This window comes from Psychrobacter sp. CR212, from assembly GCF_059693765.1.
This window is the reverse complement of sequence record NZ_JCATIF010000001.1, coordinates 39573-62116: the sequence shown is the minus strand read 5'-3', so window position 1 is coordinate 62116 and position 22544 is coordinate 39573. Positions and strand designations below refer to the sequence as shown.

Here is a 22544-nt window from a genome sequence, read left to right as displayed (position 1 = left end):
CAATAACTCTTATCATAGAAAGTATATTGTGGGCTTATTTTATTGAGTCGTGCAATGCGTACTTAGCAATGCACTGCGGCTTACATTCTGATTAAACTACATTCTTCTTGCAGCCAATACGCTATTTTCTCTTTCTATTCTATTTGCTTTATTGTGTTGCGCGGTAAATACTCTGACCATGATACCTGCGGTTAAGAACATGATTAGCGTATAAATAGCTGGAGTCAACGACATCTTATAGTTAGCGAGCAGCGTCAATGCCATAAACATCGACAGCGTACTGTTTTGTAGCCCCACCTCCATCGTGATTGATCTTCTCTGCGCAGGATTTAGACCGAACCATTTACTGGTGTAATAACCAAGCGCCATCGTCGATACGTTCAATATAAGCGACACAGGACCAGTAGCAACTAAGGCCTCGACCAAAATATCTCTTTGCACATATCCTAAGAAAATTACCAAGAAGCTCAAAAATATCACACCAAAACGAGACACCATCACCTGTGCTTTATCAGCAAAGTTAGGCTTATAGTTTTTGATGAGCATACCAATACTGACTGGCAGTATCGTCAGAGCAATCAAGCTGATCATGGTCTTGGCGACTGGCAACTGAAACTCACTACCAGCACCCATGAAGTACACGAGCGAAAAACTCAGCACGATAGGAATGGTAAATACGGTGATAACACTGGCGATCGCCGTCATCGTGACTGAAAGCGCGACATCCCCTTTTGCCAAATAAGTAAATAAGTTAGATGTCGTGCCACCAGGACACAGTACCAGCAACATAACCCCAACCGCATACTCAGGCTCTAATGACATAGACACCGCTAAAGCAAAACCAACCAGTGGTAAAAATATAAGCTGATTGGTGAGACCTATACCGACGGCCTTGGGGTACTTAACGACTCTTTTAAAGTCATTGGTAACTAAGGACAACCCCATTCCCATCATGATCAAAAAAATACTAATGGGAATGACTTTTGAATTTACAAACGTGACTAACTCCACACCTTCCATAACTACATCCTTGTAGATATAACCCTTACACGGGCAGGTTTATGACAACGTCATGATGCTCAATCAGCCAATCCTGCTGATATCTTGGGTAAAAGCCACCGACATTGTCAGCGTTTTTATACGACACTTTGTACACAACAATTTTTGGAATCATCACTACTGACATACACCCAAAAAATGTCGAAACATTGAAAGTCAGTATATCGTTGTAAAAGTGTATGTATTTGATTTTTCTGACTACTGGTCAGTCAGCGTTGGGTTTTGTGCTGCGACAACCACAGAGGAGAATCTAAATAGCAGTGCTACGAGGTATTAAGAGATGCTAGGAAGTGCAGAAGGTACACGTGCAGGCGATGTGTGTGTAGCAGAAACGATAGGTGTGTGATCAGTACTGATGACCGCCGTGCCATAAGCAATGGCTTCTACCATACTGCCCAATTGGTTGATGTTAGTGACTTCTAGACGTACACCATAAATATGAGTGTAGCCTTTGGTTTTTGCTTGTGTACGCATACGGACGATTGCCTCACGGCGAGCGCGATCAAGCAGGGTCTCATAGGTGGTTAGGTTTTTGCCAAAGAGACTAAGCACGCGAGCAATGATCATCTTAAAGTAATCTTGAGCAATAACGACGCTGCCAAGAACTAGCGCGCCCTCACTACCGACAGCCAGCTCAGGACGGTAGAAACGCTCGCTTGAAACCGTAATATCCCCTAGCGCCTGCTCTGCTACTGTTAGCTGTGCCAAATGCTGACGCTCGTGACGTGAGCCAAAAAACCAACCAGCGGCGAATAAAAAGATAAACGGCCCATAATTGATAAGCACTTGCGTGAGTGAGTCATTCATGGGACGTTTCTCATTATAAAAATCATTACGGTTTTTAGCATTGTTGTTTTTAGTGCTACAGCTTTTAAAGCGCTAAGATCAACCAAAAGGATTAAAACGCGGTAAATCATCTGGCGCAGTCTGGACTTGAGGGTTGGGTGTTTGACCGGACGGATAGTGATTATCGCTTGGTGGGTTCTGGAACTGCTGCGACATCGGTACCGCTTTGACCGCTGTTCCATAAACAAACAGCTCAGAAGCCCCTTGTGCGATACTAGAGGTAGAGAAACGCAAGCCGACGACAGCATCGGCACCAAGCGCTTCTGCCTTGACAATCATGCGATCGATCGCTTCTTGGCGCGACTCTTCTAACAGCTCGGTATAAGCGGTCAGCTCGCCGCCAACGATGTTTTTTAGCCCAGCAAACAAGTCTTTGCCCACATGCTTTGAGCGCACCGTACTGCCATACACCACATCTAAGCGCTCGGTAATTTGATAATTGGGTAGGTGTTCAAGATTGGAGAGTTGCACAGCCATAGTAAGACCTTATCGGTGACTTATAAAGTATCTGAAAGAATGACCAGAGCTGCGTGATGCAGTATAAATAAAAGACAGTACTACTAGCAGTACTGTCTTTTAGAATGACTAGTCATTGGTATGAAACAACAAAAACAGCTCGGTCAAATTGCCTTCGATGCTGTTGGCCATTTGAACCATCTTATCTTCATCGCGACGCATTGCTTCTAGCTCTGGATCTTCATCATCAATGCCGCTTAATACAATCATTGGTAAGGTCAACACAGCCACGTCTTCTGCTGTCTCTTCGTCTTCAAACCAATCACTTGCTTCATCGCCATACATGGCATCAACAAAACCAATCGACCAAGCCACGATATCTGACTCATCTGAAAAATCAACTGCCACTTCTTCGTCACCAGCATCTTCACCAAATGGCAACTCAATCGGAGTCTCGTTTTTTAGCTCAGCCATGATCGAGTCGCGCCAGCGCTTGATACCATCGATGACGTTTTCTGGAATCTCACTCACATGACCTTCAAAAAGCGCGTCCATCCAGTTCGGGAGTGGGCGACCAATGACCGTCGCTGTCAAAAACCCATGCGCGGCGACACTATCGAGCACGAACTGGCTCTCTTGGTTGTCCAAATAATCGAGCAGTTCATCAAAACTTAATTGGTTATTCATGGCTTAACAGTCCTTGAGAGATAGCCAACGTCAATCACAGTGATCGATCGGTTAAAGGCAAAAGGGTTTTAAAACAAAGGCTGCTTGAATAGTGAAAAACAAGCAGCCTTTACAACGTAAATATCATTCAATAGAGCGGGTTACACACGTTTATAAAAAGTAATAAACATCTGGCAACCTATATGACTGATTAGATGATGGTCAATCATTAGAGGACTTTAGTCAGCTTAGACAATGATGCCAATGAATTAAAAATCGTCGTCATCCCAATCATCACCATCTTCATCAAAATTGTCTATATCATCTAGATCATCTTTTAATTCTTTAGCCAAACGCTTCTCTTCTAGCAAATTATCGATCAGTCGACGCTTCTCAAGACTACTTAAACGCGTACGTACACTTGTCTCAGCTTCTTCAACCATCTTTGCGTCATCATCGTCGACAAAATCATCATCAAAATCGTCGTCAATATCAGCGTCACTCATGACAAACTCCTATCATTTTTAGGCAAGGGTGTTAAAAACACATCAATATATATATGCCTTATAAAGTCTCTATTGAATGTTGTCAATCCTTTTTCTTAATATGTCACATTTCAGCCTGAGTACCAAGACTATGATACCAGTTATATAATGGACAATTGTAGTATAAATGACCCATGTTAATACTGCTATGTCGCTGACTCATCTTCGTCTTCAATCATGAGCACGGCATTACGAACATCTGCCAAACGCTGAATCATTGAGTCGTTCCCGCCATCGAATATCGCACACTCGCGCTCGTAGACAGTGGTTGGACGCATGATGCTATGGACCTGTACATGATTGCTGATTTGTTTGAGGCCGGCGGTCGGTAGTAGGATAAGCAGTTGCTCTTTTTTGCCGATGCTTTCTAGTAGATGCGTCATGGGCTCTGACTGTGCGTCATCGCTCACGCCTGCTTTGGCTGGTAGTGCAAAGCGCGACAGCTCGATATGCTTGTCATGAATGATTTTGTTGAGCATCAAGTACAGCTTGGCAAGCATGACCCCAGCCAGTGCTACTTTGGCATGGCTATTATCTGCTTTTAGCACCACGCTTGCACCATCGTCCTCAAAGTGTGCCTCATTGGTCGCACTGACACCCAGTAGTAATGGCTGTTTGAGTAGTTCGGTCACGGCTTGATTGAGCAGCTGCGTACATAGGGCTAGATAAGGCAGGCGCTGCGCCGGTGCAAGGCGCTCGAGCATATTGAATTCATCATGAAAAAGGATTTGCACTCTCACGCTATCGACTGCGCGTGTGGCAGACAATTTAGACGTCTGACCACCAGATTGCGAACTATGACGCTTTGCGGTGCTAACAACCTTGTCTTCAATATCGCCTTCAGACGTAGCTGTTAGACTGCCAGTTTCGTCGCTGCTGCTTTGGTTTTGCTGTGTTCTTAGGTACTCATTGACTTCGTTATGTACATTGAACGGACGCGCCTGTGCTGCATTGCCAGCTGTCTCGCTCTTGGCAACCAAACCAGCCATCTGACTATCGCTTGGAGTACCATCAGCTAGACTGCCAGTCGTGCCGCGCTCAAGATCACGGCTGTAGCTGCGCTGATCGCCCTGATTGTACTGCTCGCGATACAAGTCCTGAATATTACGGCTCAGCGCACTAATCTGCTCTTTGGTCGGACGAGCAAGATAACCGTAGATTAACCACAGTAATAAATGCAGCAACATAGTGCCAATCACAAACGGCCACTGCATCGCGATGATTTCACCTTTACTAACGTCTTTTAACGTCAGTGCAACGCTACCAATCACCGCATCACCATTGGTGGCGATTTGGCGAATCGTATCGCCTTGCTGCATCGGCGCGTTGCCCACAGGCACCAAAATATCGTCTTTATTGTCTTTAATCAGTATTCTTGTTACGTCCTGCTCGCTGGTATAGCGGTTAGCAATCACACTGAGACTGACACGGTCTTTGTTTTCTAAAGACAACCTTGCTTCATCAATCAGCTGGGCGACCATTTGCTCGCCTTTTAACGCACGACTTTTACTCAGCTGCTGATCGGTACTGATGACCAATAACAACGTCTGCAAACAAAAACTAACCAGAAGAATAATGGCAAACAACCCTTGCCGCGGCGCTAAATACGTCATGATATGTTAAACTTTTTTGGAGAAAAGAAATTAAAAAACGAGTCTATTGCTCATTTTTTGGCTAATTTTTGAACAATTGTAATGCGCGAATATTGATCGATATTCACGGAAAATCGATAGTATTTCATTGAAATCAGTCATCATATAAAATGCTACTACGTAAAATGATACTTATTTATTGAGCTAAATTTGAACGATGATACTATCGCGCGCTGCCTCATGATTATCGCTGCTATTTTTGCCACAGCATTATTATCAAAGTGGTCCGTTTATCTCATCTACTATATCACCATAATAAGTCTTATAGCGTTAGTCGATTTATAAATTTATCATAATAACTTTGTTGTATTTCAGCAGATTTTAGGCGCTGATAAGCATTTTTGAACACCCATGATACTTTGCATGTCATCTATAGGCGCTGCTCAGTAAAACTGTTATTATTCCCAATCTTATATGAGCATACAAGGGACAATTGAGCCATGCCAAAAAATACATCTTATTCGTTACCAAAAGACAGCAAAGCATGGCAACAAGCCGTCGACTCTATTGCAGAATTATTACCTGATGATACCAATCTGCGAGATTTTGATGCGCTACAGTCGCTGCCTGTTTTTGCGCTCATTGTCGTGCTGCCTACTCAAGTATCAGCGATGGACATTCATCAATATGTTCAGTCTTGGGTCGATGAGCAGCCAAGTTGGCATTTGGTGACGGTCGCTGAGGATACTGAGGCGAGCTTTGTTAATATTACGGTCTCTGATACAGAGCCAACGGCAGCCGATGCACAGCGTCTACCCTTTACCAATGCTCAAGTATACCGCTATTTGTTGGTACCTGTGACCGATACGCTGATGCACCCTAGCAAAAAGACCGCCGCCGCTCACATCATTGACGATCAGCTGACCACTCGTCTGCGCCATGACTTGTCTGAAGAATACAACCGCACACGCAGTGCGGATAGTACAGGCAATCTAGACATCGTCGATTGTCACATCCTATCGGTCGGTCATATGCTACGTACTCACAAGCTTGCCTGTTTTGACATGGATTCGACGTTGATTGAACAAGAGGTGATTGTAGAGCTGGCAAAAACGGCTGGTATTGGTGAGCAAGTTGAAGCCATTACTGAGGCGGCGATGCGTGGTGAAATTGACTTTGATGAATCATTTGCTCAGCGCGTGGCCTTATTAAAAGGTATCTCTACCGATGTGCTTGATGATATTTGCAACCGCTTGACGTTATCGGTCGGTGCCCGTACCACCATCAGTGCGTTAAAAGCCTTGGGCTACCATACGGTACTGGTGTCTGGTGGCTTTACTTACTTTGCCCGCTATATCGCTGAGCAATTGGGCATTGATGAGGTCCATGCCAATGTCTTAGACATCGACGAGGGAGAAGTTACCGGCCAGGTGCAGCTGCCCATTATAAATGGTGCCAAAAAAGCCGCTATAGTCGAGCATACTGCTGAGCGCTTAGGTATGGAGATGTCTCAAGTGGTCTGTGTCGGTGATGGGGCTAATGACTTGCCGATGATGGCGCTTGCCGATTTAGGAGTGGCTTATCATGCCAAGCCCATCGTGCAAGCACGTGCTGATGCCGCGATCAATGTGACAGGACTTGAAGGGACGCTTTATGCACTTGGCTATCCAGCGCTCGCTCCTACTCAGTAATCGCTAAGTATTCTATATCATCCGTTAAGCTGGGTTAATGTCTGTCTCATTAAGCCAGCTTTTATGCGTTAGCACATGTTTCATAAAATGATGTTGTTTTAATTTTTAAGTACGTTTCGTTGTAATAACGCCAGATATTTATTTTTAGATAACATTTATTCTCAGATAATAAAGGACTGTTCATGACGGCACCACAATCCCCACGGCCAAACCAGCCGTCAGTAGCAGAGCCACTAGACCCAAACACTCCTCCCGTACGCACTGATAGTCCAAAGCAGCTGCTTGGTGTGTATATCAAAGGCATGGCGATGGGTGCTGCTGATATCGTTCCTGGTGTCTCTGGTGGCACTATTGCATTGATTGCAGGGATTTATGAGCGCCTGATTAATGCACTCGGTAGCATTGGCCCCAACCTTTGGCAGATATTTCGACAAGACGGCGGACTCAAAGGACTGATTGCGGTTTGGCGACAGGTTGATGCGACATTTTTATTGTGTTTGATACTTGGTATTGCGACGAGTTTTGCTACCTTGGCTGGTATTATCAAATATTTGCTAGACAATCAACCACTGCTTATTTGGTCATTCTTTTTTGGATTGGTGGTCGCAACGGTATTTATCTTATTAAGTGAGATTAAGCGCTGGAATATAGGACGTGTGGCGCTGTTTGCTGCCGGACTCATTGCTGCTGTGGTCATTAGTAGTCTGCCATTACTCGCGGCGACACCTAGCTTACCGTACTTATTTTTTGCAGGCGCGATTGCGATTTGCGCCATGATATTGCCTGGGGTCTCAGGGTCTTTTATATTGTTGTTGCTAGGTGCCTACGATACCGTATTGGAAGCCGTGCATACTCTTAACTTTACGGTACTATTAACTGTGATGGCGGGCATGGCAACTGGATTGTTATTATTTACCCGTGCTCTAAAATGGTTATTAGCCCGCTACTATCAAGCCACCTTGGCATTGCTGACCGGTTTTATTGCCGGCTCTTTGGTCAAGGTATGGCCGTGGAAAGTAGATGTATTAGGCGCTCTTAACAGCGAGGCGATCAATAACGTTATGCCATGGCAGTATCCTACTGGTCCCCACTGGCTGACTACAGTTGGTCTTATGCTACTCGGTGCTATTTTGGTGTCGTTACTATCTTGGTGGGGCAGACGGACCAATAAGGCTTAACTGTTGATCCTCCCTGTGTAAATATTTGATTAAAAAGCCTCTGTTTGAACCATTATAACGGCTCCTACCCTCCCCAATATAAGCGCCCTTTTTTGCGGCGCTTAGCCTACCAGCTAACGATTAAAAATCGTACAAGCTATCTAAAAAAAAGCAACCTTAATCTAAAAAATCAAACGTCAACGGTTGTCGCAAAGTCGCCTATCACCTCTTTAGCTTTGCTCAGCAACCTTCCATAATAGTCTCATTGGAGTTCACCTTATGAATAGCGAGATGAATGATGGCAATGACTATTTTTTCTTTTATTGGCGTAGAGATGTGGAGCAGCTCAGCATGGCTAGGCTATAGCTTGCTAGCAGGTATGATCGTGGCGCTCGCTCTATCATCGCAGCGCTGGCTGTTGCTATATCTATTTGGTGGTATGGTCTACTGGTTGGCTGTTGAGATGATACAGAATATCTTGGTAGGTCGTCCGATGCTGTCTGCGCTTTCGGAATGGCACCGTTACGTCATCGCGATGGGAATCAGCTGGTTACCTTTGGCCGGCTGGGTACTATACCGAGCACTACGCTACGAGGATGTGAGTCATGCAGTCAGTCGGCAGCGCGAGTTAGAAGCGGCTCGCTATGTCGAACATACGCCTGTTTACGATGATGATTATAAGCCACGCTTTCATTGATACTGCCATACTGATATGAATACCCTACCCATAACAGTGATATTTAATGTTACAAGATACTTAACGCTTTCTACTTAACTCCTAAAGAGTTGAAATCACTCAGTAGGTTATAATCTAGTTATATATTTATCATAAAAACTGGTATAAAGTACGCTTTATTCTTATGCCCTACCTTTAGGAGTTCCACTATGTTTACTATTCCTGTATTAGATATCAAGTCTGACCCATTAGATGCGCTGCTAGCCGTGGTTGGCTATCGTCTGTCTATGCTCGCTGATAGCGACAACGAAGACGTCAAAGCACTCTTTGCTGATCGTAATGTCACGATTGAGTTTGCCAGCACCGAATCTGATATCGCGCGTTCTTTTCGCTTTGATAATGGACAATTTAGTCAACAAAGTGGTCATGCAAAAGCAGCAGATTTGACCATTACTTTCAAAGATTCTATGACGGGTGTCAAGCTATTGACCAAAGGTAGCTTGCCTGCATTTATGACTGCCGTGCAAGAAGGCAATCTAAGCATCGAGGGTGACTATAGCCTAATGATGTGGTTCAACAAACTTGCTAAGCATATCGTGCCAGCTGTTCCAGAAGAGTGTAAACCCTACCTCCAAAAAGCCAAGCCTTATGCGTATAAAGCACAGAAGTTTGCTGAGCACTGGGTGGGTTTTGCTAAGCATAAATTGGGCAAGTAAATAGCTGATCCTTTCCTATAAATGAGTAATGCATTGCATGATATTCACTGGTAAAATGGCTGAAATAGGCTCAACTAGATAGTTGCTATTTATGTGCGCTATTGTGACAATTATACATGCTCTCTAGCAGTGTTCTGATTTTCTAAAAAGGTTGCGGTATACTATACGGCAACCTTTTTTATTACCTTATAAATGACAATAGACACATACATTGATATTACCTGATACCATTTAATTTTATAAAAGGATTTACCTTATGGCAGGACTGCTTAGAATCTCTGAACCAAACGCCGATAGCACAACTGACCTACTCAGCCAACCTGATACTCACAAAGCCGCTCACAAATACAGTCGTGACGACATCGCTCAGTTGTTTGATTTGCCTTTGATGGACTTGTTGTTAAAAGCCCAGACCATTCATAGAGAGCACTTTGTCGCCAACGAAATACAAATCAGTACGCTACTGTCTATTAAGACGGGTAACTGTCCTGAGGATTGTGGCTATTGCTCACAATCAGGTCATCATCGCGATACGACGAAACTGCAGGCAGAAAAACGCATAGAAGTGGATAAAGTCATCGCCGCGGCCAAACGCGCCAAGGCAACCGGTTCATCTCGCTTCTGTATGGGTGCTGCATGGAAACACCCAAGCGCCAAAGACATGCCTTATGTGGTCGAGCTCATCAAAGAAGTGAAAGCGTTAGGACTTGAGACTTGCATGACGTTAGGTATGCTCGATACCAATCAAGCGGCGCAACTCGCGGATGCAGGACTGGATTATTACAATCATAACCTAGATACCTCGCGCAGCTATTACGAGCAAGTCGTCAGCACGCGTAGCTATGATGAGCGCTTAGATACCATCGAAAACGTACGCAACTCTGGTATCAATGTTTGTAGTGGTAACATCGTTGGTATGGGTGAGAGCCGGGATGACCGTATTGATTGGGTGCATGAGCTCCTAAAAATGCCTAAAGCCCCTGAGTCGATTCCTGTTAACCTGCTAGTCCCGATTAAAGGCACACCGATTGGCGATAAAGTATTGGCAGAAGGCCAGTTATCAGTGCTAGAGTGGATTCGTACCATTGCCGTGGCACGTATTTGCTGCCCGACTAGTTATGTGCGTTTGTCTGCTGGCCGTGAAAGCTTATCAGATTCAGAGCAAGCCTTGGCATTTATGGCGGGTGCTAACTCCTTCTTTTATGGCGACAAGTTATTGACGACGGGTAATGCCAGTCAATCAGGCGACGACAGACTCATGCGTGAGCTTGGTCTCACCAAGCAGTTTGCCGCACCAAGAACGCCCAAAGTATTGCCTGTGATGGATGCGATGAGCGGTCATCAATCGCAGATGGTATTGGCCGATTAGTTTGGCTGTGTGCGGCTAACAAAAATGTATGAAAACAAGCCTGATATTACACGGCTGATAATAAGAGATTAAATAATGGCAGATTATTTTAACTGGATTAAAGCTGCACACATCATCTCGATGGTCTGCTGGTTTGCGGCGATATTTTATTTGCCGCGTCTGTTTGTCTATCATGCGATGAGTGACGATAGCATCAGCCATGAGCGCTTTGCCATTATGGAGCGCAAGCTGTATCGCGGTATTATGACGCCATCGATGATAGCGACATGGATATTCGGTCTATGGATGTTAGGACTGGGCTGGGATGTTTATAAAGCCCAAGGCTGGCTACACGTCAAGCTATTATTGGTCGTACTGCTATCAGGCTATCATGGCGCTTGCGGATTTTATCGCAAAAAGCTGATTGATAACCCTCACTATAAATCCCATAAGTTTTGGCGCTGGTTTAATGAGGTACCTGTTTTTGCCTTGGTGATTATCGTCATTTTAGTGGTTGTTAAACCATTCTAAAATCCAGTCGAAATGCTTATAACTGATGACCTACCAATAAAAAGCGTCCGCCACTTCCATAAGTGACGGATGCTTTTTTATTTGTTTTTTGGACTGTCTACCAAATATTATAGATCAAACACTAGGGCGCATGATTTGATAGACATTGCTCAAATCATAAACACGATAACGCGCCGGCTCACGGCGGTTTTCACCAGCATAGCTTAATATCAATGCTTGCTTAGCACGCTCATCGACCCAACCGACGAACAGTCCACTGTGCTCAATGCCATTGTAGCCATGATTGATATAGTAAAGCCAGTCACCTGCCTCAATCTCACTGCTACTAGCATAAGGGCCTTGCGCATACGTGCCTTTATGTATGGTATTACGCGAAACTCCCGCTCGATTAAACACCGCATTCAAATAATCCCAGCAGCCGCCTTTGATAATCGTCCGCTCATTCAGTGCCATTTTACGTGCCGTGCTGACCACTTCGCGGGCAGCCATACTGCTTTGCGTCTCCGCACTACTCAATAGCGGTAAATACTCGCTATCGACATTGTCATAACTCCCTGATAAAAATGCTGGCAACACGGTGGGTGACTGACGCTGAATTTCAGGGTAACGATAGGTGCTGTTCATCGTTGACTGATTGCCATCATTGCTCGTATTAGAGTAATTGTTATATATTGGCGAAACTGCTGCATCGCTTCGAGATGAATGAGCACGTTGAATGGTAGAGTGTGTACTGACTTTGACGGAGGGAACTGCTGGATAAGAAGACGTATAGCGCGCACTAGAGTCAGACTGGACGGACTTTTGAGCGATAAGGGCACTCATACTATCTGCATGGGCTTGTATGCTACAAGTGAATAATAATAAACTGCACGACGCTGCGACTGACGACATAGGCAAACGCGACATGACTAACTCCTGATCAAAAAAGTATCAATGACAGTATGGATAATAGTGAAGATTGAATTTTGCAATCTTACTTATAAACCATTTAGACAGGCATCTGCAAGAACTATTCACCTTAGATATGCGATAGACGGTATAAAAATCATGACGAATGGTCATAACAAAGAAGAGCGTTCAGAAGGGTCAAAGAAGACAAAGCACGGTGGTGTTAGATAGGATAGAGACTGGAGTGACTTTTGATGAATCAAGCGACTGAGGCGTAAAAATACTAATCACTACTCATTTTAATATTTACGTGGCGTTTTGTCAGTGCTTGCCCTTCTAATATGGCTTTAGTCACTTTCGCCTCTTGGGCACTCTCAAAACCAGTAATATGATACTTGCGTGCCTCACTGCTATCGACAATCTGCAGCCCATCACCGATAAGCATAATTTTATCGTCGTCAGTCAAATGAATGTGTTCACGTTTGCCTAGATTGTCATGTACCAACTCATCCGCTCGCACCCATAATGTACCGCTACTAATCATGCCACTCATGGCTTTTTTATGCTGCTGACGTTTTTTGTTAAAAATAAAACTACCAACGATAAGCAGTGCCAGCGCACCGATAGCCAATCGCTCAGACAATAAGCTCATTGCCATAGCAACTGCCACCGCACCTATCAGTAATGCAGATCCAAACCAAAACATACCGTTGTCAGCATTATTCGGCTGACCCTGTAAGGTGATTTTGGCGCCATCATCAGTCAGCTTGAGCATGCATTGTTACCTATCGCGAAATGTAAAAAGTGTTTTTTATGAAAAAACTGCCTATCAGAGACTAACAGGCAGTTATCAAAACTAAAAATAAAGACAGCAAGTTTTATCTAAATACCAGACTACCAGCCAAGTGCAGTCTGCTGCATTTTAATCAATTCAGCAATGCCTGTTTCAGCCAATGACAGCATAGCGTCTGCTTGAGCGCGAGTGAACGGCTTTTCTTCAGCAGTACCTTGAAGCTCAATAAACTCACCTTTTTGAGTCATAACGACGTTCAGGTCGGTATCACAGCTAGAGTCTTCTTCGTAGTTCAGATCCAGATAAGCTTCACCATCTTTCATACCAACAGAAACCGCAGCAACCAATCCAATCAGCGGATCAGCTTTGAGTTTTTTGCTCTTTTGGATAGTTTCTAACGCATCGATCAGTGCAACTGCCGCACCAGTGATACTGGCCGTACGAGTACCGCCATCCGCTTGCAATACATCACAATCAAGATAGATGGTGTTTTCACCAAGCTTACTTAAATCAATCATGGCACGTAAGCTACGACCGATCAGACGCTGGATTTCCTGCGTACGGCCTGACTGCTTGCCGCGAGCCGCTTCGCGTTGATTGCGAGTATTGGTTGCGCGTGGCAGCATACCGTATTCGGCGGTTATCCAACCTTTACCTTTACCTTTGAGCCAGCGCGGTACACCAGATTCGACACTGGCCGTACATAGCACTTTGGTATCGCCAAAACTGACCAATACTGACCCTTCAGCATGCTTAGTATAGTGGCGCTCAAAGCTGATAGAACGAAGTTGGTCAAGTTCACGATTGTCAATACGCATAAAAATTCCTAGTACAATATTATAAAAGCAGTGTCATAAAAGTACGCTATCAGTGGCTAATAAGCAGACCGACAGGTATCTGGTAGACTAAAATCTTAAGATATCCTAACGTGACAGCGGCGCAATGGCAAGATTCACGCCCGCCATTGCGCCGTCAGTTAGGCAATAATGGACGATAGAGGCTATTCTAAGCCTTCCATCTTACGCAATTCTTTACGTAGGATTTTGCCAACGTTCGACTTTGGTAATTCGTCAACGAACTGTATGTGACGCGGACGCTTGTAGCCAGTCAGTTGTTTTTTGCCGTACTCAAGCAGCTCTTTTTCGGTGACATCGCCTTTTTTGACCACAAATAGTTTTGGCTCTTCACCGCGCTCATCATTAGGAACGCCAATGGCACCGCACTCTACCACAGCTGGATGCTCACTCATGGCTTCTTCGATTTCATTTGGATACACGTTAAAACCAGATACCAAGATCATGTCTTTTTTGCGATCAACAATTTTGATAAAGCCTTTTTCGTCCATGATGCCAATGTCACCGGTTTTTAGGTAACCACTAGCGGTAAAGGACTCGGTTGTTTCTTTTGGACGATTTTGATAACCAATCATCACCTGTGGACCTTTGACGCATATCTCACCGCGATCACCCAGCGCGACGACGTTTTCTTCTTCATCGATGAGCACGACATCGGTGCTAGGTGCAGGAATACCAATCTTGCCAGTAAACTCTGCGATGGTCATTGGGTTAAAAGCAACGACTGGTGACGTCTCAGATAATCCATAGCCTTCAACGATAGGTAGACCTGTGATTTTATGCCACTCTTTGGCAACGCTCGGCAATACGGACATACCACCGCCGATAGAGGCTTTTAGATTAGAGAAATCTAGGTCTGCAAAGCTGTCTTTGTGCACTAAGCCATTAAATAGCGTATTCACAGCTGGGATAAAAGAAGGTTTGTATTTACCCATCTCTTTGATAAGCCCATCGAGATCGCGCGGGTTAGGAATAAGCAAGCCTGTATAACCCTGGTACATGCTACATATACCGCATACCATAAATGAGAACACATGATACAACGGCAGTGCTGTCAAGATGACATCTCTGCTGTCTATATCATCTTCGAATGCACTATTCATCAGTGCACTAACCTGTAGCATATTGGCGACTAAGTTGCCATGAGATAGCATTGCCCCTTTCGCCACGCCTGTCGTCCCGCCTGTATATTGTAGTAATGCCACATCACTCAAGTTCAACTCAGGACGCTCATAATTACTGGCAGAGACTGCGCCCGATGCCTCCTTAAAGCTCACGCTATTTGGGATTCGATAAGGAGGAATCATTTTTTTGATATGACGAGCGACGAGGTTGACCACGACCCCTTTGACCGTACCCAGCATATCCCCAATCTTACAGACGACAACATGCTCAATCTGCCCTTTATCTTCGGCATCTTGATAGGTTTTCGCAAAATTCTCAACGATGAATAAGGCTTTGGCACCACTGTCATGGAGCTGATGGGACAATTCGCGACTGGTATATAAAGGGTTTACATTGACGAGTATCATACCGGCGCGAATGACACCTAACGCGATGATCGGATACTGTAAGAGGTTGGGCATCATAACCCCAACCTTATCGCCTTTAACCAACCCTAGCGATTGCAAATAACTGGCAATCTGGCGGCTATATAGGTCCAATTGCTTAAAACTAATTGAAGCGCCCATGCAGATATAGGCCGTTTTTTGGCCATAACGGTTAAAATTACGCTCAAACACATCAAGTAAAGAGGTACTGTCCTCTGGCATCTCAATCGTAGCATCAATGTTATAACGCTCATAAGCGCTCAACCATGGACTGTCACTGGCGATGGTCGGCATAGTAGGGAATGCATTGTCTTGATAAATATACTCAGATGCATTGCCTTTATCACTGGTGCCAGCGTTATTATCTGTTGTCTCTTTATTGATATTGTCCGTCATAATTTTCCTTAAATATTACTGTTAAAAACATAGAATACTTTATATAAAAACTCTGTTTTTTTTTGATGGTGTAATGTTTGATGCAGCATGGTGAAATCGTATTAAATGAGCTCACAGGTCAGCGTAGCTATATCATTTTTATAATAATCGCTTTGCAAGTCATATTGAGTAAAATCATCACTCTATTATAAATAAATGCAAAAACCTCTTGGCTGGCACTATAGCAGTTTTACTAAAAATTCTCTATCTATACTCCTTATGCCCCACTATTCACAACAGGCACAACAGGCACAAAGACAAAAAATGACAAGGCAGCACGAGACAACCTTATCATTTTGGTTATAACAATAACTAAATCTGGTTACTCAGCATATTACAAGTACCAATCAATCATAGAGGTACTTATAAATAGCCAGTGATAAAACCCTATCTAAAGATAAGCCTTCGTAGATTAACCGTGGTTTTTCTCTTCGAGTGCTCGTAAGTCTTTACGTAAGATTTTACCGACGTTCGATTTTGGCAGCTCGTCAATAAACTCAACATGGCGAGGACGTTTGTAGCCAGTTAAGTTTTCTTTACCGTAAGCGATGACTTCATCAGCAGTGAGACTGGCGTCACTACGTACCACGTAAATCTTCGGTACTTCACCGCTCTTCTCATCATCGATACCGATCACACCACATTCCAAAATCTTTGGATGTGTCGACATGGCGTCTTCTACTTCGTTTGGATAAACGTTAAAGCCAGATACCAAGATCATGTCTTTTTTGCGATCGACAATCTTAAAGTAACCGTCTTCATCCATCACGCCAATATCGCCAGTACGAAAGTAACCATCCGAAGTCATGACTTCAGCGGTCGCATCTTCACGCTTCCAGTAGCCTTTCATCACCTGCGGGCCACGGATACTAATCTCACCACGCTCACCCAAGGCCACTTCATTGCCTTCTTCATCCAAGATAGCCATATCAGTGGCAGGCATTGGCAAGCCGATGTTTCCTGAGAACTCACCCGTACCATGTGGGTTCGCTGAGGCAACTGGCGAGGTCTCTGACAGACCATAACCCTGAACGATGATATTGCCCGTTACCTGCTCCCATTTGGTCGCCGTGTCTTTGAGTACTGCCATACCGCCGCCCATAGACATCTCAAGCTTGCTATGATCTAGCGATTGGAATTCTTCGTTATTGGCAAGCGCGGTAAATAAGGTATTTACTGCTGGGAAAAATGCTGGTGGATAGTCTTTATATGCTTTGATAAGGCTTGGTAGATCACGTGGATTTGGTACTAGCAGACCGATACAACCACGATATAGACCAAACATACCGCAGACCGTAAACGAGAAAATATGATATAGCGGCAGAGCCGTCATAATCACTGGCTGCTCGTTACCCTTCTCAAACTTATCAAAAGTATCGCCTAAATAAGTATCGCTTTGGATCAAGTTAGCCACCAAGTTACCATGCGTTAGCATAGCGCCTTTGGCCACCCCTGTCGTACCGCCCGTGTATTGAAGTACAGCGACATCATCGAGGCTGATATTGTTAGGACGTTTATAGCTTTTAGCAGAAAAAAGGTTCATTGCTTTTTTGAACTTGACGCTGCCTTTGATATGATAATCAGGCACCATTTTTTTGACGTGACGTACCACGGCATTGACAATAAAGCCCTTGAGCGGACTCATCATGTCACCCATTGAGGCAATTACGACATGATCGACGAGGTCTTGGCCGATATCTTCATAAGTTTTGGCAAAGTTCTCAAGCAAAATCAAAACTTTGGTATCTGAATCTGTTAACTGATGTGACAGCTCTTTGGTGGTATAAAGTGGGTTGACGTTGACCAATATCATACCAGCACGTAGCACCCCTAGCACCGCAACTGGTAGCTGCAAAATATTAGGCATCATTACTGCCACTTTATCGCCTTTTTGTAGTCCTAATGACTGAAGGTAAGCGGCAACTTGTTTACTATAGAGATCCAACTCTTCGTAAGACAGCTTAACATCCATACAGACAAACGCCGTTTTGCCTGCATGATTGATAAAGTTTTGCTCAATAATATCAATCAATGAGGTGTTGGCTGGCGGCATATCAATATCATACTGAATGCCAAGTTTTTCGTATGTTTTGAGCCATACTTTGTCGTTGCGACGAATCAGGTTACCTTGATCTTCCATAATCTTTTCTCTCCTAGTAATAATACATTACCGTCAGCTCATGCAAATCACAGTGTGATAAACAGACGAAAAACCAGAGCGCAGTCTCACCATCATGATGACAAGCGAGGCTGCGATATAGTCGTAAGGTGATGAGCAAACAATGTAGTGGTAAATAGCCCTTTGTTCATTAACATACACACTTTATATAGACTACTCAATACAAAAGATTGTTATACGAGTTCTCAAACTGGCTTGACGGCTGATATTTTCATTAATATCAATTATTTATATTGAAGAAAACTGGCCATATCACTGAATTCTACCCACGGTATCTCTTTTATTTTAGTCACAATATTTACATAATAAGATTGCCTTTGCGCATGCTCTCAAGGGCATCAGCTGGCCCAGTGAGCGTTATAAACTTATGGCAAACTTCCTCTTTGTCGCTGCTCGGTTTAGCTTCGCTGGTTCTGTCACCAATTCGGCACTGTCACTCTAAGATATTTATTAAAAATAAAAAATAAATGTTAGTTTTACTATACTTAACTTTATCTATAAAAGCCACGTACGGGGACATGGTAAGTAAAGTCTATAAAAGCCAGTATAAGCACGTCATGAGCTGTCGTATATTCTGATACATGTCTTTTTAATTGGATCAATATCCTTTACGATAGCACTATCTTATTTTTGCATAAGTATCGCGCCGAACCTAAATGAGCATACGGTGCGGTTCACATTCATACTATGCCTGACTATATAAACCATACTAATTAAAAACTCATAAGCGAAGTCTATTTTATGTCTGATGTTATTGATCCTACTGTTGCCCCAATCATTCCTAATGAGCCGATGGATACTCGCTCAGTGGCAGAGTTCACTGAGCAGGCCTACCTCAATTATGCCATGTACGTCATCATGGATCGGGCGCTACCAAATATCGCTGACGGCCTCAAACCTGTTCAGCGCCGTATTGTCTACGCCATGAGCGAGCTTGGGCTAAAATCCTCTGCTAAGGCAAAAAAATCTGCACGTACGGTCGGTGATGTGCTCGGTAAATACCACCCACATGGTGATAGCGCGTGTTATGAAGCCATGGTGCTGATGGCACAGCCGTTTAGTTATCGCTATCCGCTTATCACGGGTCAAGGTAACTGGGGTAGCCCTGATGACCCTAAGTCCTTTGCGGCTATGCGTTATACCGAAGCCAAAATGTCTGCTTATGCCAACACCCTACTTGCAGAGTTGGGACAAGGCACGGTCGATTGGCAAGATAACTTTGACGGCACGATACAAGAGCCAACCACTCTACCCGCCCGCCTACCCAATATTTTATTAAACGGCACCACAGGAATCGCGGTTGGCATGGCAACTGACATTCCGCCGCATAACCTTAACGAAGTGGTACGCGCAGCGATTCGTTTATTAAAAAATCCTGAGCTGTCTGTTAAGCAGCTTACCCAGTCAATACCAGCACCAGATTTGCCAACGCCAGCTGAAATCATCACTAGCAAAAAAGACTTGCAGACGATGTATGAAACAGGGCGTGGAAGTTACAAAATGCGCGCGACTTTTCATATCGACCCCAAAGAGAAGAATTTAGTCATTATTGACGCGCTGCCCTACCAAGTCTCAGGCAACAAAATCCAAGAGCAAATCGCCAAGCTCATGACGGATAAAAAACTGCCTTGGATTACCGATATTCATGATGAATCAGATCATGAGAACGCTTGTCGTATCGTATTAGAATTGCGCTCAACGCGCGTCGATGTCGATCGCGTTATGAGCCATCTGTTTGCTAGCACCGATCTTGAGAGCAACTACCGCGTCAATATGAACATGATTGGCCTCAATGGTAAGCCGCAGGTCAAAAATCTAAAAGAAATCTTAGAAGAATGGCTCATTTGTCGCCGCTCAGTGGTCACGCGCCGTCTGCAATATCGTCTTGATAAAATCGATAAGCGCTTGCACATCCTTGCAGGTTTGCTAATTGCGTATCTCAATATCGATGAAGTGATACGCATCATTCGTGAAGAAGACGATCCAAAAGCAACATTGATGCAAGACTATGACCTGACTGACATTCAGGCCAATGCCATTTTAGATATTCGTCTGCGTCAGTTGGCAAAGTTAGAGGAAATTGAGTTACGCCGCGAGCAAGATGAACTCGCTGCCGAACGCGCCATTATTCAAGAGTACTTGGACAATCCAGATAGTCTGACCAATCTCATGATTGAAGAGCTCACCGCCGATATGAAAGAACACGGCAATGAGCGTGTGTCGCCATTAGCAGAACGCGAAGAAGCACAAGCATTAAAAGAGTCAGACCTCGTACCGAGCGAGCCGGTCACCGCTATCCTATCGAAAGCGGGCTGGATTCGCGCGGCCAAAGGCCATGATGTCGATGCCGCTGGTATGAGTTATCGCTCAGGGGACAGTTATCAAGCGCACGTGCGCGGCAAGTCTAATGAGAAAATTTACGTCCTCGATAGTACAGGACGTAGCTATAGTATTGATACGCACAACCTTGCCTCCGCGCGTGGTCAAGGCGATCCGCTGACCAGTGTGTTAAAACCGCCAGCCGGTGCAAGCTTTGAGCAGCTATTGACTGGTGCTGACGATCAACGCATCATTCTTGCCAGCTCGCAAGGTTATGGCTTTATCAACACCCTTGGTAATTTAGACAGCAATCAAAAGGCAGGCAAGAATGTCATTAATCTCGCTGCCGATAGTCGCTTGCTGTCTGTCGCTCGTATCGACGCGCCAGTAAAAATGGCGGATAACACTGACGACGAGACCACCAAGTTAGAGATAACGCCTGACCATGTCGCAGTGGTAACCAATGCCGGATATCTACTAATATTTGCCCTCGATGATTTGCCCGAACAGGCTCGCGGTAAAGGAAACAAACTGATTAAGCTGAAAGATGGTGAAGAAGTGCTGGCTATTACGCCACTCAGTTTACAAAACAGCCTCGTCATTACTGCTGGCAAACGCCACGTGACACTCAAGCCGAATGACTTGGCTAACTATACGGGCACTCGTGGTAATCGCGGTGGGCAGTTACCACGAGGCTTTCAGAATGTAACGGGTGTTGAAATAGCAGGATAATTCATAAGCCCAGTTCAGTAGAATGAATTAAGGAGTAACAAAACATGACTTTAAACACTTATTCAGTCGACCTGCTTTATAGGTAAATCAAACACAGCTCATTCTCAGCAAAAAGCCGCCCATACACAATGTATGGGCGGCTTTTTTGTACTAATAAAGGTTTGTATTACCAAGAACAAAAATTTGTACCACAGCAGAAAAATGTCTGACCATATTTGAATATTAAAACTAAGAGCCACCGAAACTAGAAACGATTAAAAGTAGAGTGAAAAAACACAGTTGTAGCGAACAGATACGCTCCATTTACATATCCTTAAGCAGTTCATCTGTGAACAGCGCATCCATAAAACTTGTGATTCGATCTTTCGGCATTAGGTAGGGATTAAAGTCAGTACCTGCCGAAAAATGTCTGAGGGTATGTACTTCATATTCAGGAGTTGGTGTTAAGTATCTGATCAAAAATCCATCCCATTTACGTGTCTCTACCTCTTTAATATCTACAACATGGATAAAAAGATGTGGACGTTCCGTGATAATCCTTGTTATCAGCTCGTTGACATCAAGTCTTGAACCTTCAATATTTTGAATAATATAGTTGTCGTTGATGGCCAGTGCTGAGGTTATACCGCTTTTCTCGTTGTTTCGTCTTGCTATCTCAAAAGTACGAGCCATTTTCACGCCATTATCTTTTTCGCGGTTTTTGCCAATATACGTTAGACTGGTGAGAATGTGAGCACCGTTTTTATTTCTCTCGTCTGAAATCATTCCCTTCTCTCTTCTAAATTAGCACTTAATAGCGTTACCCAAATACAGCCTACTTAGCAAAAATTGGTTGAATGCAAAAAAGTCTAAACGATCTCTACACTACTATATGTCACTACTGAGTTATTGCTGTAGATTAAAGATAGCTATCGACTCGGTATATATTTTTCTACACAATTAATGCAGCTGTCAAATAGTATTTATTGTAGGTATGGCGTGTTGAACACTCAACCATGGCACTGACAGAGGCTATTTTTTAGGCAATTCTCAGGTAAAAATAGTGTTCAAAAAATGTTCAATCTGAGTACTTTTCATTAAGTAGGGATTAAAGTCATAACCCGCTGAGAAGCTTTTTAAGGTATATTCCTCATCTTCAACGCTTGGTGTTAAATATTTGGTTAAAAACCCATTCCATCTCCGCACCTCTATTTCCTCAACTCCAATGATATGAGGGAATAGATGAGGGTAGTCACTAATCAATATTGCTAAGACCTCATTGATAATAGGCCTTGAGCCTTCAATATTTTGAATTAAGTAATTATCATTAATAGCAAGTGCAGATGTTATATCACTTTTTTTATTATTCCTTCGCCATCGTTCAAGAACTCGAGTCAACTCTATTCCATTATTTTTTTCGCTATTTTTTCCAATATAAGTGAGACTGAGAAGAATATGCTCGCCATTTTTTTTATTATTTTTTGAAGTATGGCTCGTCGTTAAATGCATAAGTAACCTTATTTTAAAAATAC

The 22544-nt window shown here is 43.9% G+C and carries 20 protein-coding genes; 7 read left to right on the top strand and 13 right to left on the bottom strand.

From position 1 onward, the window contains the following. Positions 1 to 96: 96 nt before the first annotated feature. From AC58CZ_RS00235 to AC58CZ_RS00210, 6 genes are all read right to left on the bottom strand, one after another. A complete protein-coding gene (locus AC58CZ_RS00235; RefSeq protein ID WP_494223707.1) occupies positions 97 to 1020 on the bottom strand; it encodes a bile acid:sodium symporter in 924 nt (307 codons plus the stop codon). Between the two features lie 312 nt (positions 1021 to 1332). Continuing rightward, on the bottom strand, positions 1333 to 1866 hold the full coding sequence (locus tag AC58CZ_RS00230) for a heavy metal-binding domain-containing protein (protein ID WP_494223708.1): 534 nt from the start codon (positions 1864 to 1866) through the stop codon (positions 1333 to 1335). Between the two features lie 78 nt (positions 1867 to 1944). After that, positions 1945 to 2382: a heavy metal-binding domain-containing protein gene (locus tag AC58CZ_RS00225; RefSeq protein ID WP_494223709.1), complete on the bottom strand. Its 438-nt coding sequence runs from the start codon at positions 2380 to 2382 to the stop codon at positions 1945 to 1947. 108 nt (positions 2383 to 2490) lie between these two features. Next, positions 2491 to 3048, bottom strand: a complete 558-nt coding sequence (locus AC58CZ_RS00220; RefSeq protein WP_093069248.1) for a UPF0149 family protein — start codon at positions 3046 to 3048, stop codon at positions 2491 to 2493. A gap of 248 nt (positions 3049 to 3296) precedes the next feature. Next, the gene (locus AC58CZ_RS00215; protein WP_057761656.1) at positions 3297 to 3533 is read right to left on the bottom strand and encodes a PA3496 family putative envelope integrity protein; all 237 of its coding nucleotides are present in this window, start codon (positions 3531 to 3533) and stop codon (positions 3297 to 3299) included. 185 nt (positions 3534 to 3718) lie between these two features. Beyond that, positions 3719 to 5185: a hypothetical protein gene (locus AC58CZ_RS00210; protein ID WP_494223710.1), complete on the bottom strand. Its 1467-nt coding sequence runs from the start codon at positions 5183 to 5185 to the stop codon at positions 3719 to 3721. A 479-nt stretch (positions 5186 to 5664) separates the two neighbouring features. On the opposite strand from AC58CZ_RS00210, the gene serB reads away from it, so the two are divergent. From serB to hemJ, 6 genes are all read left to right on the top strand, one after another. Further along, positions 5665 to 6855 (top strand): phosphoserine phosphatase SerB, encoded by a 1191-nt coding sequence (serB, locus tag AC58CZ_RS00205; RefSeq protein ID WP_494223711.1) that lies wholly within the window; start codon positions 5665 to 5667, stop codon positions 6853 to 6855. Positions 6856 to 7037: 182 nt separating this feature from the next. Next, positions 7038 to 8033 carry a DUF368 domain-containing protein gene (locus tag AC58CZ_RS00200; RefSeq protein ID WP_313907179.1) on the top strand — a complete coding sequence of 332 codons (996 nt, stop codon included), beginning with the start codon at positions 7038 to 7040 and terminating at the stop codon, positions 8031 to 8033. A gap of 283 nt (positions 8034 to 8316) precedes the next feature. Then, on the top strand, positions 8317 to 8709 hold the full coding sequence (gene aciT / locus AC58CZ_RS00195) for an AciT family ciprofloxacin tolerance protein (protein WP_227511582.1): 393 nt from the start codon (positions 8317 to 8319) through the stop codon (positions 8707 to 8709). Positions 8710 to 8897: 188 nt separating this feature from the next. Further along, complete coding sequence (locus tag AC58CZ_RS00190; RefSeq protein WP_071002949.1) at positions 8898 to 9404, top strand: SCP2 sterol-binding domain-containing protein; 507 nt, start codon at positions 8898 to 8900, stop codon at positions 9402 to 9404. A 256-nt stretch (positions 9405 to 9660) separates the two neighbouring features. After that, the gene (bioB, locus tag AC58CZ_RS00185; protein ID WP_494223712.1) at positions 9661 to 10773 is read left to right on the top strand and encodes a biotin synthase BioB; all 1113 of its coding nucleotides are present in this window, start codon (positions 9661 to 9663) and stop codon (positions 10771 to 10773) included. 75 nt (positions 10774 to 10848) lie between these two features. Then, positions 10849 to 11283, top strand: coding sequence for a protoporphyrinogen oxidase HemJ (gene hemJ / locus AC58CZ_RS00180; protein ID WP_494223713.1), 435 nt, complete (start codon positions 10849 to 10851; stop codon positions 11281 to 11283). A gap of 114 nt (positions 11284 to 11397) precedes the next feature. On the opposite strand, the gene AC58CZ_RS00175 is transcribed toward hemJ, so the two are convergent. The 5 genes from AC58CZ_RS00175 to AC58CZ_RS00155 form a co-directional block, all read right to left on the bottom strand. Beyond that, positions 11398 to 12189: a hypothetical protein gene (locus AC58CZ_RS00175; protein ID WP_494223714.1), complete on the bottom strand. Its 792-nt coding sequence runs from the start codon at positions 12187 to 12189 to the stop codon at positions 11398 to 11400. Between the two features lie 265 nt (positions 12190 to 12454). Next, entirely contained in the window at positions 12455 to 12946 is a 492-nt protein-coding gene (locus tag AC58CZ_RS00170; protein ID WP_430284236.1) for a hypothetical protein, read from the bottom strand. 119 nt (positions 12947 to 13065) lie between these two features. Then, positions 13066 to 13782, bottom strand: coding sequence for a ribonuclease PH (gene rph, locus AC58CZ_RS00165; RefSeq protein ID WP_058024458.1), 717 nt, complete (start codon positions 13780 to 13782; stop codon positions 13066 to 13068). A gap of 182 nt (positions 13783 to 13964) precedes the next feature. Continuing rightward, a complete protein-coding gene (locus AC58CZ_RS00160) occupies positions 13965 to 15764 on the bottom strand; it encodes an AMP-binding protein (RefSeq protein ID WP_494223715.1) in 1800 nt (599 codons plus the stop codon). A 451-nt stretch (positions 15765 to 16215) separates the two neighbouring features. Then, the gene (locus tag AC58CZ_RS00155; protein WP_494223716.1) at positions 16216 to 17943 is read right to left on the bottom strand and encodes an AMP-binding protein; all 1728 of its coding nucleotides are present in this window, start codon (positions 17941 to 17943) and stop codon (positions 16216 to 16218) included. Between the two features lie 780 nt (positions 17944 to 18723). On the opposite strand from AC58CZ_RS00155, the gene parC reads away from it, so the two are divergent. Beyond that, positions 18724 to 21033, top strand: a complete 2310-nt coding sequence (gene parC, locus AC58CZ_RS00150; RefSeq protein ID WP_494223717.1) for a DNA topoisomerase IV subunit A — start codon at positions 18724 to 18726, stop codon at positions 21031 to 21033. Positions 21034 to 21336: 303 nt separating this feature from the next. On the opposite strand, the gene AC58CZ_RS00145 is transcribed toward parC, so the two are convergent. Together AC58CZ_RS00145 and AC58CZ_RS00140 are read right to left on the bottom strand one after the other, a co-directional pair. Then, positions 21337 to 21798: a BLUF domain-containing protein gene (locus AC58CZ_RS00145; RefSeq protein ID WP_494223718.1), complete on the bottom strand. Its 462-nt coding sequence runs from the start codon at positions 21796 to 21798 to the stop codon at positions 21337 to 21339. Positions 21799 to 22062: 264 nt separating this feature from the next. Continuing rightward, positions 22063 to 22521 carry a BLUF domain-containing protein gene (locus tag AC58CZ_RS00140; RefSeq protein ID WP_494223719.1) on the bottom strand — a complete coding sequence of 153 codons (459 nt, stop codon included), beginning with the start codon at positions 22519 to 22521 and terminating at the stop codon, positions 22063 to 22065. Positions 22522 to 22544 lie beyond the last annotated feature (23 nt).